This is a genomic window from Conexibacter sp. JCM 18997 (genome assembly GCF_055391915.1).
The window spans coordinates 2,860,039-2,876,788 of the sequence record NZ_AP043885.1 but is presented as its reverse complement, the minus strand read 5'-3'; the positions used below and the strand labels follow the sequence as shown (position 1 = coordinate 2,876,788).

Here is a 16,750-nt window from a genome sequence, read left to right as displayed (position 1 = left end):
CAGATGGTCGACGCCGTCCTCGGCGGCGAAGGCCTGACCCGGGTCGCCCAGCTCGCATCCAGCGCTGCCGGCGGGCCGGTCGCCATCGTCGTGCCGCGACTGGCCGTCGCCGTCGCCTTCCCGGAGGACGCCGAGATCGGCGCGCTGCGCCGCTACGCCACCGATCGCGTCAAGGACCGGCCCTCGCCGCTGCCCGAGAACCTGGTGGCCGAGGCCCCGATCCAGTCCGGCGACGACGTCGTCGGCGTGGTCGCGCTCCTGACCGCTCCGGGCGAGCCGCACCCCGACGCCGCCGAGTTCCTGCACCTGGCCGCGGTCGCCTCGCTGACCGAGGTCGCCGTCGAGGAGGCCAAGGAGGAGGTCGAGCAGAACCTGCGCGGCTCGCTCCTGGAGGAGCTGCGCTCGCGCCCCGACCTGGATCCGCGCGAGGTCGTGCGCCGGGCCGGCCGCCTGGGCTGCGACCTGTCGCGCGGCGCCGTGATCCTGTGCGCCGAGCTGACCACCGACCGTCCGCGCCACGTCGTGGCCACGATCTCCGGAGAGCACCCGGGCGCGCTGGCTCAGCACATGGACGACGCGCGCGTCTACGCGCTGCTGCCCGCGGTGGGCGGCGACGACGCGCCGGAGCGCACGCTGGAGGCCGCGCGCCGGCTGGCCACGCGCCTGCAGCGTCACGGCACCGTTGGCGTCTCGTCGTTCTACGCGGACCCCAGCGACCTGTCGCGGGCGATCCAGGAGGCCGAGCTGGTGCTCGACGTCCTGCGCCAGAGCGACGCGCCGATCGCCGAGGACATCGGCACCGGCACCTACCGGCTGCTGTTCCGCGTGCTCGCCTCGCACCCCGAGGAGGTGCGGTCCTTCTACGAGGACACCGTCGCCCCGATCGTCCGCTACGACGACCAGTACCGCACGGACCTGGTCGGCACGCTCGAGGCCTACCTCGAGCAGAACTGCAACATGAACGCGACGGCGGCGACGATCTACGCCCACCGCCACACGGTCGCCTACCGGCTCGACCGCGTGAAGGAGCTGACCGGCCTGGACCCGATGCAGTCCGAGGACCGCGAGCGCCTCGGCCTCGGCCTGAAGGCCTACCGCATCATCGCTCCGCGCCTGCCGCGCTGAGCGCACGCTGGAGGAGCACCGCGACGGCTTGCGGTTCCCGGGTGATGCGCCGATGCGTGAGGCGCATCACCCGGTAGCCGTTGGCGACGTGGTCGGCGTCCCGCCAGCGGTCGCGCTCGAAGGCCAGCAACGTGTGGTGGTGCGCGCGGCTGTCGAGCTCGACCACGAGCCGCTGCTGCGGCCACTGGAGGTCGACTTCGTGGCCGTGCAGATGCAGGTTGACCTGCGGCATCGGCAGGCCCGCGTCGCGGATCAGCGGGAGCGCGTGACGCTCGAGCCACGAGCTCAGGCGCCGCGGCTCGGGGACGTAGACGTCGAGCGCGCGCCGCAGCGGCTTGACGCCCCGGCGGCCCTTGGCCCGATCGAGCACGTCGAGGACGGCGTGCAGATCGAAGAGCCCGCGCTTCTCCGACTCCTCCAGCGCGCGCTCCAGCTGACCGGGGCGCGCCACCTCCGCGAAGTCCAGGAACGTCCGCGCGAGCGTGGTCACCGGGATCCCGCTGCGCTCGGTGACGTCGCCCGGATCGAGCTTGCACCGATGGATCGTGATGCCGTCCGGGTGCTTGGCCCCACCGGTGCGACGCGGAACGGTCACGTCGATGCGCGCCCGGCTCGTGCGCGCCACCTCCCAGAGCATCGCCCCGTCGCGGAAGGTCAGCGCGGCATCCGGTCCGCAGGCCAGGACCGCCGCCATCCACCGGCCCTCGATGAGCAGGGCGGCATGGCCGACCGCGACCACGCCGCGGTACAGGGGGACATACCGGCGATCACCGACGCGGTGGCGGATCATGTCGTCGCTGACCCCGAGGTCTCGGAGCTGCCGCGTGGCGACGACACCATGCTGCCGCTCGGCCAGCTCGCCCACGGAGCGATGGATCCGCGCCGCATCGGGACGTTGGCGGAGTTGTCCGCGACTGTCACGGCCTTCTCCGCCAACGTCGCGGGGGTGGGGCGGGTTCGTGGCCATGGCGCCAACCGTGGCCGGGATCGTGTTACAGCGCTACACCAGTGTGCGACGAACGTGCGTCAGAACGGACCCACGCGCAACACGACGACGAGCACGAACGCGGCGATCGCCACGGCCAGCGCGATGAGGGCGCCGATCCGCTGGGGCTCGCGCGCGCGGGAACGAGTGGGCGGGGTCGATCGGCTGGAGCCGATCGAGCGGGCGCCCACGCGCGTGGCGCCGTCGGCCAGCGTGGCCGGCTCGCGCTCGTCCTCGGCGCTGTGGCGCGCGCGGCGGCGGCCCGACAGCACGCGGACGGTCTCGTCGTTGCCGGTGTCGACGACCTCGGTCGGCGCCGCGGACGCCGGGATGGGCGTCGGCGTGGGATCGCGCCACAGCTGACCGGCCGCCGTCGACGGGCGCACCCGCTCGGCGGGCTGCGGAGCCGCGTCGCCCGCGGCCGCCTGCTCCTCCAGCGCCGTCTTCATCGCCCGGTCGGCCTGCTCGCGCACCGCGGCCAGCTCGCGCTCGTGGCGCTGGCGCTCGGCCTCCGCACGCGAGCGCACCGCGTCGATCGCCTGCTCGGCCTCGTCCTCGGCCGTGGACAGCGAGTGGTTGGCCTGCTCGCGCACCGCGGCGACCTCGCGCGCGTGGCGGGAGCGCTCGACGTCGAGCGCCGCCTCGGCCGCGGTGGCCGCCGAGGCGAGCAGATGATCGGACTGCTCGCGCACCGCCTCGACCTGCCGGGCGGCCTCCTCGGTCGCCGCCGCGGCCGCCGCTTGGGCCTTCTCGACCGCCGCGGCCGACTCCAGGCGCGCCAACTCTGCCGCCTGCTCGGCGGCGGCCGCCTGCTCGGCCGCCTCGTCCAGGCGCCGACGCAGCTCGTTGGCCTCCCGGGCGAGGCGGGCCAGACGCTCGCCCTCGTCGCGGTCGCCCTCGCCGACGTCCGGCGCGGGCAGGTCGACCAGCAGGTCGCGACCCACCTCGAGCGCGAACGTCGACCGGCCCAGCGCCGCGGACGGCAGCGCGAACGACGCCCGCCAGGGCACGCCGCCCGGCCCCGCGGCCGCATCGGCGCCCGCGACCGGGCTCAGCTCGAAGCGCTCACGCCCGGCCTCGACGAGCAGCGACGGCCGGCCCAGGCGGGTCGGCGTCGGATCGCTGAAGCGTCCCTCGAGCTCCAGGACGACCACCGCCGAGGTCACCGGCATGGCGCGGAAGGCGCGGACCTCGAACGTCGGAGCGCTCACGGGCGAAGGCCGGGGCGGGTGGGCGGGACCGCTTAGGAGGCGTCGTCGCCGTCGGGGCGGTCAGAAGGCTTGAGCGGCTGGGTGCGCTCGGGGTCCGGCGAAGCGGCCGTCGACTGCGCCGGCGGCTTGGGCCGCGCCGGCCGCTTGGGCTTGGGCGGCGCGGGTGGGGGATCGGGCACGTCGGAGACCGTCGTCGGCGCTTCGGCCGCTTCGGGCGTGCCGGCCGACGGGGCCTGCCACAGCCCGGAGGCCCCGCCCGGGCCGCTCGGGCCGGGGGAGGGAGCCGCGTCGCCGTCCTCCGCGCGCGCGTCCACGGCGGCCATGCGCTGGCGGCGCTCACGCTCGGTCACGTCGATCGTCACCGAGATCTGCAGCAGCGCGAGCACCGCACCACCGACCATCAGCGCCGCGCCGGCCAGCGCCAGCCACGCGCCGATGTCGCGATCGGCACCGCGGGCGGCCGGCGGGGGATCGAGCAGCTGGGCCACGATCACGAAGGCCAGCAGCCCGCAGATCCAGGCCAGCCGGTTGGTCGGGGCGCCGCTGGAGCCCGAGAACGACTCGGTGGCGATCACCACCAGCGCGCCGATGGCCAGCGCCACCAGCAGCCAGTCGGTGAGCTCGAACACGTCGAAGGCGTTCAGCCCCGGCTCATACCAATCCAGGAACAGGCTGACCAGGACGGCCACCGCTCCGATGCCGACGAGGGCTGTGCTGAGGTCGTAGTTGCTGCGCCGCACTACCCCGACACTACCTGGCCGGTGTCGGGATCGACGCGTGCGGCGGCCGGTTCATCCGACACCCGCACCGTGAACGTGCCCGCGGGACGGGACCCGCCCGACGAGCGGGCCATCGCCTTGCCGTTGAGGCCCGCGGCGACGGTCCACTTGACCTCGTGGGTGCCGGGCACCGCCGGGGCCAGCTTCAGCTTGAACTCCTGCGTGCCGCCGGGCGGCAGCGGGCCCATCGCCCAGGTGAAGTCGAAGGCGGTCGAGTCGGCCGTGGGCTGGCTCTCGATGATCCACACGGGCTGCTCGGGATCGGCCAGCCCCGGACCGGGGTTGCGATCCGACAGGCCCTGCAGCGAGATGGCCAGGTCGGGCACGGTCTGCTTGCCGGCGTTGCGCACGACGATGCGCATCGGCACCGGGCTGGAGATCGACTGGTCCTCGGGGAACGACGCGGTCACGACCTGGATGTCGAACGTGCCCGCCGTCTCGTTGGCGTCCTGGCGCTCGCCACCGCCGCAGCCGGTCGCCATCGCGACCAGCGCGCAACACACCGAGAACGCGAGCACCCCTCTCACAGGGCCGGGACGGTACCACTCGCGGCGGCATCCGAGGTGCAACTGAACGTGCGGTCACCTAGGATCACCGCCAGTCCAGGGTCTGTGCTGCGTTTCACACAGAGACATGAACAGTTGTGGTTTGGCAGGGATCCGGTTCGTTGCATACGATCCGGCCCGGTCAGCGGGTTCCCGAGGGTGCCTGCCTGACTCCCGCACTTCAGGAGGGTGGTGATGGTCCGAAGCGTCGCCGATCGAGCGTTCTTGCCGACGAAGAACCTGCTCGAAGAGACGGGCGACATGATGATCCTTACGGGGAAGACGATTTCGTCTGCCCTGCGGCCGCCCTACCCCTATGGCGGCGAGTTCGTGTCGCAGTTCCTGTTCGCGATCAAGCTGTGCTGGTTCCCGCTCCTGGTCAGCACGGTCGCGTTCGGCTACGGCGCTCCCGGCCTGCAGGCCGCGAACTTCCTGGTCATCTTCGGCGCGCTGGATCGTCTCGGCGGCTTCTTCGTGCTCGCGTCCATCCGCGAGTTCGCCCCCTTCGTGACGGCGATCGTGCTGGCCGGCGTGGCCGGCACGGCCATGACCGCCGACCTCGGGGCCCGCAAGATCCGAGAAGAGCTCGACGCGCTGCAGGTGCTCGGCGTCGACCCGATCAAGAACCTCGTCGTGCCCCGCTTCCTGGCGCTGATGCTGGCCACCGGCCTGTTCAACATCTACGCGCTGATCTTCGGCGTGTTCGGCGGCATCCTGGCCACGCTGACCAACGGCGCGCCGCTCGGACCGTTCTGGGCCACCTTCTTCACGAACGCGTCGACCACCGACCTGTGGGGCAGCGTGCTCAAGACGACGCTGTTCGGCGCGATCATCGCGATCGTCTGCTGTTACAAGGGCATGACCGCGTCCGGCGGCGCCGAAGGTGTGGGCCGCGCCGTCAACCAGGCCGTGGTGATCGCCTTCCTCGGCGTCTTCGCGTTCAACTACGTGTTCACGCAGACGCTGCTGGCCACGCACCCCGAGATCCTGGTGATCCGCTAGATGGGGTGGCTGACCGTCCCACTCGACTGGCTCTCCTCGTTCGGGGAGATCGCCAAGTTCGGCGGGCGGATCCTCGGTCAGGTCTACTCCTTCAAGGTCTTCCGCTTCTTCGGGGAGACGCTGCGCCAGGCGGGCATCCTGATCGTCTCCTCGACGATCGTCATCTGGGGCCTGGTCTTCATCATCGGCCTGCAGTGCGGGATCGAGGGCGCGTACTTCAGCCGCTCGGTCGGCGCGCCGTCCAACGCCGGCGTGTTCGCCGCCTGGTGCGATCTGCGCGAGGTCGTGCCCTACGCCTTCGGCTACATGATGGCCGCCAAGGTGGGCACGGGCATCGTGGCCGAGCTCGGCTCGATGCGCATCTCCGACGAGATCGACGCGCTCGAGGTGATGGGCATCGACTCCGTCCTGTTCCTGTGCGCGACGCGCCTGCTGGCCAGCTGGATGGTGCTGCCGTTCGTGTACCTGGCGGCAGTCGGCGCCGGCTTCTTCGCCTCGTACCTGGCGGTGGTCGAGCAGATAGGCGAGGTCTCCAGCGGCGGCTATTTCCTCATTTTCTGGATGTTCCAGAACCCACCCGACTTGCTCTACAGCCTGATCAAGGGCATGGTCATGGCCACCGCGATTGTTTTGGTCGGGTGCTACTACGGATACAACGCGTCCGGCGGTCCGGTGGGAGTTGGCACCGCGACGGCGAAATCCATGGTCTTGAACATCGTGCTGGTCCACCTCATCGGGATGTTGGGGACGCAGGTGTTCTGGGGCTCCAACCCACGAGCTCCAATCGGAGGGTGACATGAGCGAGGACGACAAGAACAAGCCGATCGAGGACCCGCGCGAGAAGCTCGAACGCGCGCGGGCCGACGCCGGCCCGGTCGAGATCCCCGACGAGGTGCGCGAGAGCCCGACGCCGCAGGAGCGCGACGAGGCCGCCGACGAGGAGCGCGCCGAGGAGCAGTCGCGCGTGTCCGTGGTCAAGGAGAACCCGGGCACCGGCGAGGGCCAGGACGACGAGTTCAAGTGGCACACCGGCAAGCAGCAGCCGACCGGCGTGCAGGACGCGATCGAGTTCGTCGACGTGCACAAGGCCTTCGGTCGCAACAAGATCCTGCGGGGCCTGAACATGGGCATCCCCGAGGACAAGATCTCGATGATCCTGGGGCCGTCCGGCACCGGCAAGTCCGTCTGCATCAAGCACATGGTCGGCCTGCTCTATCCCGACCAGGGCGACGTGATCGTCCACGGCGAGTCCGTGCCCAACATGCACGACGACGAGCTGTTCGACATGCGCAAGCGCTTCGGCGTGCTGTTCCAGGACGGCGCGCTGTTCGGCTCGATGAACCTGCTCGACAACGTCGCCTTCCCCCTGCGTCAGCACACCGACAAGGGCGAGGAAGAGGTCATGGAGATCGTCAACCGGCGCCTGGCCGAGGTCGGGTTGACGAACGCGGGCGACAAGATGCCCAACGAGCTGTCGGGTGGCATGCGCAAGCGCGCCGGCTTCGCGCGGGCCCTCGTGCTCGATCCCGACATCGTGCTCTTCGACGAGCCCGACTCGGGCCTGGACCCCGTCCGCACGGCGCTGCTGTGCGAGCTGATCCAGGAGATCCACGAGGAGAACGGCGGCGCCTACGTGGTCATCACCCACGACATCATGAGCGCCCGCCGCGTGGCCGAGCACATCTCGGTGCTGTGGAAGGGACGGATCGTCGAGTCCGGTCCGGCCGAGCAGCTGTTCAACTCCGACAACGCGTTCGTGCGCCAGTTCCTGTCAGGGGACTCCCAGGGTCCCCTTGGCATGGAGTAACCCCACACCGGTGAGGGTCAACCGCCACCCATGATCGCCCGCGGCATCGCATTCGCCGCGCTGGTCGCCGCCGTCGTCGTGGTGGCTGTCCTGCTGCTGCGCAGCGGCGACACCCACAAGTACGACGTGGTCTTCGAGACCGCGGGCCAGCTCGTCAAGGGTGACCAGGTGCAGGTCGGCGGCCGCGCGATCGGCTCGGTCGACGACATCTCGCTGACCAACGACAACCAGGCGAAGGTCGAGATCTCCGTCGAGAGCGGCTACGCGCCGCTGCGCGAGGGCACGACGGCGCTGATCCGCCAGACGTCGCTGTCGGGCGTGGCCAACCGCTACATCGCGCTGACGATGGCGCCCAACAGCAACCGCGCGCTGGACGACGGCGCCACGATCGGCGCGGAGAAGACCACGTCGCCGGTCGACCTCGACCAGCTGTTCGACACGCTCGACGCGCCCACCCGCAAGGCGCTGCAGAACGTGATCCAGGGCTCGGCCACCCAGTTCCAGGACAAGGGCGAGCAGGCCAACGCGGCCGCCGAGTACTTCAACCCGGCGCTGTCGACCACCCGCGCGCTGGTCAACGAGGTGACCAGCGACCAGCAGGCGCTCAGCGACCTGCTGTCCAACGGCGCCGACGTGACCCAGGCGCTGTCGGCCCGCTCGGACGACATCACCAACCTGGTCACCAACGCCAACGCGACGACCGGCGCGATCGCCCAGGAGCGCGCCGCCCTGTCGGAGGACCTCCAGCGCCTGCCGGTCACGCTGCGCCGGGCCAACACGACCTTCGTCAACCTGCGCGCCACGCTGGACGACCTCGACGTGCTCGTCGACGCGTCCAAGCCGGCCACGAAGGACCTCGCCCCGCTGTTCCGCCAGCTGCGCCCGCTGGTCCGCGACGCGCGCCCGACGATCGCCGACCTGCGCACGCTGATCAACAACCCGGGCGCCAACAACGACCTGACCGACCTGCTCAACAAGGCGCCGTCGCTGGACCGCAACGCGACGCCGGCCTTCAAGAACGCCACCACGGCGCTGCGCAAGTCGATCCCGGTCCTGAACTTCATCCGGCCCTACACGCCGGAGCTCGTCGGCTTCCTGCGCGACTTCGGCCAGGGCGCGTCGAACTACGACGCCAACGGGCACTACGCCCGGATCATGCCGATGTTCACGCCGTACTCCTTCACCGACAACCCGGCCGGCGGCCTGCTCACGCCGCAGAGCCCGGTCGGGAAGCTGACCGGCACCTCGACGCGCAACGTGACGCGCTGCCCCGGCGCGGCCAGCCAGCCGGCGGCCGACGGCTCGGCGCCCTGGCGCGACACCGACGGCAAGCTCGACTGCAACCCGGCGGAGGTGCTCCCCGGGCCATGAAGCGGGCAATCGGCATCGTCGCCGTCCTCGCCGCCGCGGTCGTCGTGGCGGTCCTGGCCATCGGCGCGTCCAACGACGACAACGGATCGGGCACCTACCGGGTCCGCGCGATCTTCGACTCCGCCTTCTCGGTGATCCCGGGCGAGGACGTCAAGATCGCCGGGGTCAAGGTCGGCAAGATCACGGCGCTCAGCGTCACCGACGACAACAAGGCCGCGGTCGTCATGGACATCGACAAGGCCGGCTTCGGCGACTGGCGCCAGGACGCCACCTGCCAGATCCGCCCGCAGTCGCTGATCGGCGAGAAGTTCGTCGAGTGCACGCCGACCGAGCCGCGTGGCGAGGACGAGCAGGCGCCGCCGCCGCTGAAGAAGATCGAGTCGGGGCCGGGCGAGGGCGAGTTCCTGCTGCCCGTCACCAACACGCTCAAGACGGTCGACCTCGACCTGATCAACAGCATCTACCAGCTGCCCGAGCGCCAGCGCCTGACGATCATCCTCAACGAGTTCGGCACCGGCCTGGCCGGCCGTGGTGGCGACCTCAACGAGGTCATCCGCCGCGCGAACCCCGCGCTGATGGAGACCGACAAGGTCCTGGCCATCCTCAAGGAGCAGAACCAGGTCCTGGCCGACCTGGCCGAGGAGTCCGACGCCACGCTGGCGCCGCTGGCCGAGAAGCGCGCCCAGGTCGCCGACTTCATCACGCGGGCCAAGAACGTCAACCAGACGACCGCCGAGCACCGCGGCGCGCTGGAGGACAACTTCGAGAAGCTGCCCGTCTTCCTGCGGGAGCTGCGCCCGACGCTGGTCCGGCTGGGCCAGCTGAGCGACCAGATGACGCCGGTGCTGACCGATCTGGACGCGCAGTCGGACAACATCAACACGCTGATCCAGCGGCTCGGGCCGCTGGCCGAGGCCGGCCGCGCGTCGTTCCCGTCGCTGGGCCGGGCGGCCGAGGTCGGCACCCGGGCCATGAAGACGGTCCGGCCGATCACCCAGGACGTCAACGACCTGTCGACCTCGCTGGCGCCGCTGGCCAGCGACCTCAACAGCCTCCTGGTCAGCCTGCGCGACACGGGCGGCATCGAGCGGGCGATGGACTACCTGTTCTTCCAGATGACGGCGATCAACGGGTTCGACACCGCTGGTCACTACCTGCGCGCGGGCCTGCTGCTGAACACCTGCTCGACCTACGCGACCGAGCTGACGATCGGCTGCGAGGCGACCTTCACCAAGGCGGGCGCCACCGCGCGCAGCGTCGAGGACGCGGGCACCAAGGCGCTCAAGGGCTGGGGCGACAAGCAGTCCGGCGACGACCCGGCCAGCGCCGCCGAGCAGCCGATCTCGCTGCCGCCGGCCGTGCTGCCCGGCTCGACGCCCGCACCGTCGGCGCCGACCACCGCCGACCCGGCCGCCACGAGCGATCCGGCCGCGGCGACCACCACCGCGGCACCCACCACCACCTCCGCTGATCCCGCGCCCGCCGCGGCCGACCCGGCGGCCAGCAGCACCGATCCGACCGGCCGCCTGCTGGACTACCTGCTCGGAGGCGGCAAGTGAGGCGCCGTCGCCGTCAGAGCTCGATCGCGGCCAACCCGGTGCTGATCGGCGCGGCCACCGTGCTGGTCATCGTCGTGGCCGTCTTCCTGGCCTACAACGCCAACAACGGCCTGCCGTTCGTGCCGACCTACACGCTGAAGGTCAACGTGCCCAACGCGGCCAACCTGGTCGTCGGCAACGACGTGCGCGTCGGCGGGACGCGCGTCGGCGCGATCTCCGAGATCACGCCCAAGCGCAGCCAGGACAACCGCTACTACGCGCAGCTGACGGTCAAGCTGCAGACCGACCAGGACCCGCTGGCCACCAACTCGACCTTCCAGGTGCGCCCGCGCTCGGCGCTGGGCCTGAAGTACCTGCAGATCAACCGGGGCGACGGCAAGGAGGGCTTCGAGGACGGCGCCACCACGCCGATCTCGCAGGCCAAGCCGATCCCGGTCGAGTTCGACGAGTTCCTGAACATGTTCAACGAGCCGACGCGCAAGGCGCAGCAGGTTCAGCTGAACGAGTTCGGCGCGGCGCTGGCCGGGCGCGGTCAGGACATCAACCGCGCGATCGAGGAGCTGAACCCGCTGCTCGCCAACCTCGTGCCGGTCATGCAGAACCTGTCCGACCGCCGCACGCGGCTGGGGCAGCTGTTCCAGGCGCTGGAGCGCGGCGCGCGCATCGTCGAGCCGGTCGCCCAGACCCAGGCCGACCTGTTCGTCAACCTCGACACCACCTTCAAGGCGCTCGACCAGGTGCGCCCGGAGATCGCCGAGTCGATCGAGGGCGGCCCGGCGGCGCTGGACGCGGCGATCACCGGCTTCCCGCAGCAGCGGCCGTTCCTGGCCAACTCGGCCGCGCTCTTCCACGAGCTGCGCCCGGGCGTGCGTGCGCTGCGCACCGCCGCGCCGGACCTGGCCGAGGCGGCCACCAACGGCGAGCGCTCGCTGCGCCGCTCGATCGCGCTCAACGAGCGCCTGATCCCGACCTTCGAGTCGCTGGAGCGCTTCGCCACCAACCCGGCGACCTCGCTGGGCATCGCCGACCTGCAGACGACGACCGACATCCTCGCGCCGACGATCAACCACCTGGCCCCGGCCCAGACCGTCTGCAACTACATCACCCTGTGGTTCCGCAACATCGCCTCGCTGCTCAGCGACGGCGACGCCAACGGCACCTGGCAGCGGTTCATGGTGATCGTGGCCCCCAACGGGCCCAACAACGAGGGCGGCCCCGCGTCCAAGCCGGCCGCCGGCCCGCTGCGCGACAACTACCTGCACACCAACGCCTACCCGAACACGGCGTCGCCGGGCCAGCCCGACGAGTGTGAGGCGGGCAACGAGACCTACATCCCGGGTCAGACCGTGATCGGCAACCAGCCGGGCACGCAGTCGAACACGACCGAGAAGACGACGCGGAGCCTGGACGACTGATGGCCCTCTTCCGGCGCAACGGGGCGGGTGGGACCGACAAGCCGCGCATCCCGCGCAAGGACCGCCGCGGCATCCACCCGGGCCTGGCCGGCGGGCTGGTGCTGCTGGTCTGCGCGATCGGCGTGTACTTCGCCTTCGCCAAGAAGGTGCCGTTCACGCACGGCTTCCGCGTCCAGGCGGTCTTCCAGAACGCCAACTCGATCCGGCCCAACTCGCCGGTGCGCATCGCCGGCGTCGACGTGGGCAAGGTCACGAAGATCGAGCGCTGGAAGGACACCGACATGTCGGTGGTCACGCTCGAGCTGAAGGACAAGGCGCTGCCCATCCACAAGGACGCCACCGCGAAGATCCGCCCGCGCATCTTCCTGGAGGGCAACTTCTTCGTGGATCTGCAGCCCGGCACGCCGAGCTCGCCGACGATCGACGACGGCGACTCGCTGAACTACACGCAGACCGCCGCGCCGGTGCAGTTCGGCGACGTGCTGACCGCGCTGCAGCAGGACACGCGCCGCTCGCTGCAGCAGGTGCTGCAGGACTACGGCAACGCGCTGACCGCCCAGCCGACCCCCGCCGACGACGCGCAGGCCGACCCCGACACCCGCGGGGAGACGGCGGCGCAGTCGCTCAACGACGCGTTCGACACGGCCGGCCCCGCCGAGAAGAACGTCTCGATCGTCAACGAGGCGTTCCTGGGCCAGCAGCCCGACGACCTGTCGACGATCATCGCCAGCCTGGCCAAGGTGACCGGCGCGCTGGGCCGCAACGAGCGCGTCCTGCAGGACTTCGTCACGAACTTCAACTCGACGATGAAGATCTTCGCCGACGAGTCCGACAACCTGCGCACGACGATCCGCGAGCTGTCGCCCACGCTCGACGTGACCGACCGCACGCTGGCCAGCCTCAACCGCGCCTTCCCGCCGACGCGCGCCTTCGCCCGCGAGATCCTGCCCGGCGTCAAGGAGACCCCGGCCACGGTCAAGGCGTCCTTCCCGTGGATCAAGCAGACGCGCGCGCTGCTGCAGCCCAGCGAGCTGCAGGGCCTGGCCCGCGAGCTGTCGCCGGCCACGCAGGACCTGGCCAAGGTGATCGACAGCACCAACGAGCTGCTGCCCCAGACCGACCTGGCCTCCAAGTGCGTCGCCCGCGTGATCCTCCCGACCGGCGACATCGTCATCGAGGACGGTCCGCTGACCACGGGCAAGGAGAACTACAAGGAGTTCTGGTACGCGATGGTCGGGCTGGCCAGCGAGGGGCAGAACTTCGACGGCAACGGCATGTACGTCCGCTTCCAGCCCGGTGCCGGCACCCAGACGATCTCCACGGGCAAGAGCGCGATCTCCGGTGAGCAGCTGTTCGGCCGCGCCGACACGGCCCCGCTGGGCACGCGCCCCGCCTACCCGGCCCAGCGCCCGCCCTACCGGCCCGACGTGCCCTGCTACACGCAGCAGCTGCCGGACCTCAACGGTGCCGCGGTGGGCGCCGGCGAGTCGTCGCGCACGACGCCGCCGACGACGATCGGCAACGCGACGCAGCTCGTCGACACCGCCGCCGGCCCGCTGCAGCCGATCATCAACAGCCTGGTCACCGACCTCACCGGGCTGGCCGACCAGCTGACCAGCCAGGGCGCGATCGGCACCGTCACCAACACGGTCACGGGCGCGGTCGGCCAGGTCCTGGGCGGCACGCCGGTGGGCGGCGGCACGACGAAGCTCAAGGCCAGCAAGAGCGCCAAGAAGCAGGCGGCCAAGACGAGCAAGGCCAAGGCCGCCAAGGCCCGCCAGCGCGCCGTCGTGCCCGACGACGACGTCGCCGGCCAGCTGCTGAGCCGTCTGAACCCGTTCCGCGGCGTGGGGAGCGGCGGCTGATGGCCCGCGCGATCCGCAACCACGCCAAGGACTTCGCCGCGATCATCGTGCTGCTGCTGATCGCGATCGTGGTCGGCGGCTACATCCTCTCCAACCAGCGCTTCTACCTGCCCGACTGGGTGCCGATCGTCGGATCGGACTTCGTCGACCGCCAGCTGGAGATCTCCACCGCCCAGGCGCTCATGCCGGGGCAGGGTCAGGAGGTGGCGATCGCGGGCGTCAAGGTCGGCGAGATCGCCAAGGTCGAGCTGGTCAACGGCCGCGCCGTGGTGACGATGAAGATCCACCGCGGCGACGCGCAGCTCTACAACAACGCGACCGCGGTCGTGCGGCCCAAGACCGGGCTGAACGACATGACGATCCAGCTCGATCCGGGCACGCCGTCGGCCGGCAAGGCCGCCGCGGACTGGGTGATCCCGTCCAGCCACACCGAGGCGACGGTCAACTTCGACCAGATCCTCGCCTCGCTGGACACCGACACCCGCGAGTACCTGCAGATCCTGCTCGGCGAGGCCGGCCGCGGGCTGAAGGGCCGCTCCAACGACCTGGCCAACACCTTCCGCCGCTTCGAGCCGACCAGCCGCGACCTGCTGGAGATCACGCGCCTGCTGGCCGAGCGCCACGAGAACATCAAGCGCTCGATCGGCAACTTCCGGCTGCTCACCGAGGCGGTCGCCACGAAGGACAAGGACCTGGCCCAGCTGGTCGACGCGTCCAACGCCGTCTTCCAGGCCTTCACCAACCAGGACCGCGCGCTGCGCTCGACGCTGGACCAGCTGCCCGAGACGCTGCAGGTGGCCCAGACGAACCTGGGCAAGGCCAACAAGCTGGCCAACGTGCTGGGGCCGACACTGCAGGACCTGCGACCGGCCGCCCGCGCGCTCGGGCCCACGCTGCAGCAGATGCGGCCGTTCCTGGAAGAGACGACGCCGATCATCCAGAACCAGCTGCGCCCGTTCGCGCGTGAGTCGCTGCCCACCGTGCGGATCCTGCGGCCCGCCGCCCAGAACCTGGCCAAGCTCACGCCGGACCTGACCAGCGCCTTCAAGGTCGTCAACATCCTGCTCAACGAGCTGGCCTACAACCCGCCCGGCGACGCCGAGGAGGGCTACCTGTTCTGGGCCGCGTGGACCAACCACGCGGGCAACTCGATCTTCGGGGCCCAGGACGGCATGGGCGCGATCCGCCGCGGCGCGGTGCTGGCCTCCTGCTCGACCCTGCAGACGTTGCCGAACCTGATCCGGGCCAACCCGCGCCTGGGCCAGCTGGTCAGCCTGCTGAACCCGGTCACGCCGAGCAGCGTCTGCTCGACGCCGGCCTCGGCGGGCACGACGCCGCCGTCGACCACGGGCACCGGCACCGCCGGCACACCGACGGTTCCCACCGCCGCGACACCGGGGGCGGGTGGGTAGTGGTTCCTTCCGCACACCCCCGCGCCGCCGGGAGGAGCCACTGATGCAGAAGCAAGCTCCGACCTTCGGCCGACTGCTCGTGATGGTGGGCTTCGCGCTGTCCTGCTTCGGCCTGCTGCTGTTCCTGTGGCTGGCCTTCGGCGGCCCGACGCCGCTGGCGCCCAAGGGCTACCGCTTCACGACCTCGTTCGGCGAGGCCACGCAGCTGGCCAAGGAGGCCGACGTGCGCATCTCCGGCGTGTCGGTCGGCAAGGTCAAGCAGATCGAGACGACGAACGACGGCCGCTCGATGACGGTCATCGAGATGGACCGCGCGTACTCGCCGATCCCCAAGGACACGCGCGCCGTCCTGCGCCAGAAGACGCTGCTGGGGGAGACCTACGTCGAGCTTTCGCCCGGGCACAAGGACAAGGGCATGCTCCCCGAGGACGGCAACCTGCCCGCCTCGCAGGTGTCGGACACGGTCGAGCTGGACGAGCTGCTCAGCACGTTCGACAAGAAGACGCGGGACGCGTTCCAGGTGTGGCTCCAGGCGCAGGCCCAGGGCCTCAACGGGCAGGGCAAGAACATCAACGACGCGCTGGGCAACCTGGCGCCGTTCGCCGTCGACACCAACCAGCTGCTGCGCATCCTCAAGTCGCAGGGCACCGACGTGCGCAACATCGTCAACGGCACCGGCGACGTGTTCAACGCGCTGACCGCCCGCGACGACCAGCTCGCCTCGCTGATCACCAACTCCAACGCGGTCTTCCAGACCACGGCCCAGCAGGACGAGGATCTGCAGGCCTTCTTCAAGGCGCTGCCGACGTTCGAGCAGGAGTCGACCGAGACGGTCAAGCGGCTGACGGCGTTCGCCAACAACACCAACCCGCTGGTCACCCAGCTGCGCCCGTTCGCGCGTGAGCTGTCGCCCACGCTGAAGGAGCTGCAGGGGCTGGCGCCGGACCTCAACGCCTTCTTCCGGGATCTGGACCCGCTGATCGACGCCTCCGAGAAGGGGCTGCCCGCGGTCCAGTCCTTCCTCGATCAGCTGGCGCCGTTCCTGGGCGAGTTCGACGCGCCGCTGGCCCAGCTCAACCCGGTGCTGGCCTTCATCGGCGAGTACCCGCGCGAGCTCAACGCGTTCTTCGCCAACGTCGTCGCGGCCACGCAGGCCACGGCCCCGTCGGGTGACAGCCCGCCGATCCACTACCTGCGCACGCTCAACCCGATCACGGCCGAGAACCTGGCGATCTATCCGCGCCGGCTCCCGACGAACCGCCCGAACCCCTACCAGCACCCCAACGCGTTCGACGGGCTGGCCCAGGGCCTGTACTCCTACGAGACGCGCCAGTGCCTCGACGGCCGTGGGCTGCCCGCCTTCGCCACGCCGGAGCTGCTGATCGGCGCGGTCGGCGGGGCGACGAACTCGCTCACCTCCCTGCTGCCGCCGGCGGTGCAGGGCCTGACCGCCGAGCAGGGCCAGCAGCTGGTGTCGATCTTCAACTCCTACGTCGCGCCGGCGCTGCAGCTGGACCTGCTCACCAACCTGCTGGGCGGCTCGCTGACCACCGGCCTGCTCGGGAACATCGCGCCGCCGTGCAAGCAGGCCGCGGACTTCACCACGCGGGCGGGCACGACGCAGTACCCGCAGATCTCGGCCGCGCCCAACGGGCACACGGCCGAGCCCTAGCC

The 16,750-nt window shown here is 70.8% G+C and carries 14 protein-coding genes; 10 read left to right on the top strand and 4 right to left on the bottom strand.

The window, feature by feature from the left end; genetic code table 11:
* Positions 1-3: 3 nt before the first annotated feature.
* Positions 4-1,125 carry a PucR family transcriptional regulator gene (locus ACZ5UI_RS14650; protein WP_464188029.1) on the top strand — a complete coding sequence of 374 codons (1,122 nt, stop codon included), beginning with the start codon at positions 4-6 and terminating at the stop codon, positions 1,123-1,125.
* Here ACZ5UI_RS14650 and ACZ5UI_RS14645 read toward each other — a convergent pair.
* From ACZ5UI_RS14645 to ACZ5UI_RS14630, 4 genes are all read right to left on the bottom strand, one after another.
* On the bottom strand, positions 1,100-1,990 hold the full coding sequence (locus ACZ5UI_RS14645) for a DUF559 domain-containing protein (RefSeq protein WP_464188027.1): 891 nt from the start codon (positions 1,988-1,990) through the stop codon (positions 1,100-1,102). The genes ACZ5UI_RS14650 and ACZ5UI_RS14645 overlap by 26 nt on opposite strands.
* A gap of 161 nt (positions 1,991-2,151) precedes the next feature.
* Positions 2,152-3,321, bottom strand: a complete 1,170-nt coding sequence (locus tag ACZ5UI_RS14640; RefSeq protein ID WP_464188025.1) for a hypothetical protein — start codon at positions 3,319-3,321, stop codon at positions 2,152-2,154.
* 32 nt (positions 3,322-3,353) lie between these two features.
* Positions 3,354-4,061, bottom strand: a complete 708-nt coding sequence (locus ACZ5UI_RS14635) for a hypothetical protein (protein ID WP_464188023.1) — start codon at positions 4,059-4,061, stop codon at positions 3,354-3,356.
* Positions 4,061-4,627, bottom strand: coding sequence for a hypothetical protein (locus tag ACZ5UI_RS14630; protein WP_464188021.1), 567 nt, complete (start codon positions 4,625-4,627; stop codon positions 4,061-4,063). Before ACZ5UI_RS14630 ends, ACZ5UI_RS14635 begins: the two co-directional genes overlap by 1 nt.
* A 279-nt stretch (positions 4,628-4,906) precedes the next feature.
* Between ACZ5UI_RS14630 and ACZ5UI_RS14625 the strand changes: the two genes are divergently transcribed.
* Genes ACZ5UI_RS14625 through ACZ5UI_RS14585 form a run of 9 tightly spaced genes read left to right on the top strand, consistent with a single transcriptional unit; the run spans position 4,907 to position 16,748 of the window.
* Positions 4,907-5,647 (top strand): MlaE family ABC transporter permease, encoded by a 741-nt coding sequence (locus tag ACZ5UI_RS14625; protein ID WP_464197828.1) that lies wholly within the window; start codon positions 4,907-4,909, stop codon positions 5,645-5,647.
* Positions 5,648-6,442, top strand: a complete 795-nt coding sequence (locus ACZ5UI_RS14620; protein WP_464188018.1) for an ABC transporter permease — start codon at positions 5,648-5,650, stop codon at positions 6,440-6,442.
* 1 nt (position 6,443) lies between these two features.
* The gene (locus ACZ5UI_RS14615; protein WP_464188016.1) at positions 6,444-7,454 is read left to right on the top strand and encodes an ABC transporter ATP-binding protein; all 1,011 of its coding nucleotides are present in this window, start codon (positions 6,444-6,446) and stop codon (positions 7,452-7,454) included.
* A 30-nt stretch (positions 7,455-7,484) separates the two neighbouring features.
* Positions 7,485-8,825, top strand: a complete 1,341-nt coding sequence (locus ACZ5UI_RS14610; protein ID WP_464188014.1) for an MlaD family protein — start codon at positions 7,485-7,487, stop codon at positions 8,823-8,825.
* Positions 8,822-10,384 (top strand): MlaD family protein, encoded by a 1,563-nt coding sequence (locus tag ACZ5UI_RS14605; protein WP_464188012.1) that lies wholly within the window; start codon positions 8,822-8,824, stop codon positions 10,382-10,384. The genes ACZ5UI_RS14610 and ACZ5UI_RS14605 overlap by 4 nt, the downstream gene beginning before the upstream one ends.
* Entirely contained in the window at positions 10,381-11,799 is a 1,419-nt protein-coding gene (locus tag ACZ5UI_RS14600; protein WP_464188010.1) for an MlaD family protein, read from the top strand. Before ACZ5UI_RS14605 ends, ACZ5UI_RS14600 begins: the two co-directional genes overlap by 4 nt.
* On the top strand, positions 11,799-13,664 hold the full coding sequence (locus ACZ5UI_RS14595; RefSeq protein ID WP_464188008.1) for an MlaD family protein: 1,866 nt from the start codon (positions 11,799-11,801) through the stop codon (positions 13,662-13,664). Before ACZ5UI_RS14600 ends, ACZ5UI_RS14595 begins: the two co-directional genes overlap by 1 nt.
* Positions 13,664-15,076, top strand: coding sequence for an MlaD family protein (locus tag ACZ5UI_RS14590; RefSeq protein ID WP_464188005.1), 1,413 nt, complete (start codon positions 13,664-13,666; stop codon positions 15,074-15,076). The genes ACZ5UI_RS14595 and ACZ5UI_RS14590 overlap by 1 nt, the downstream gene beginning before the upstream one ends.
* A gap of 43 nt (positions 15,077-15,119) precedes the next feature.
* Positions 15,120-16,748: an MlaD family protein gene (locus ACZ5UI_RS14585; protein ID WP_464188003.1), complete on the top strand. Its 1,629-nt coding sequence runs from the start codon at positions 15,120-15,122 to the stop codon at positions 16,746-16,748.
* The last annotated feature ends 2 nt before the right edge of the window (positions 16,749-16,750 follow it).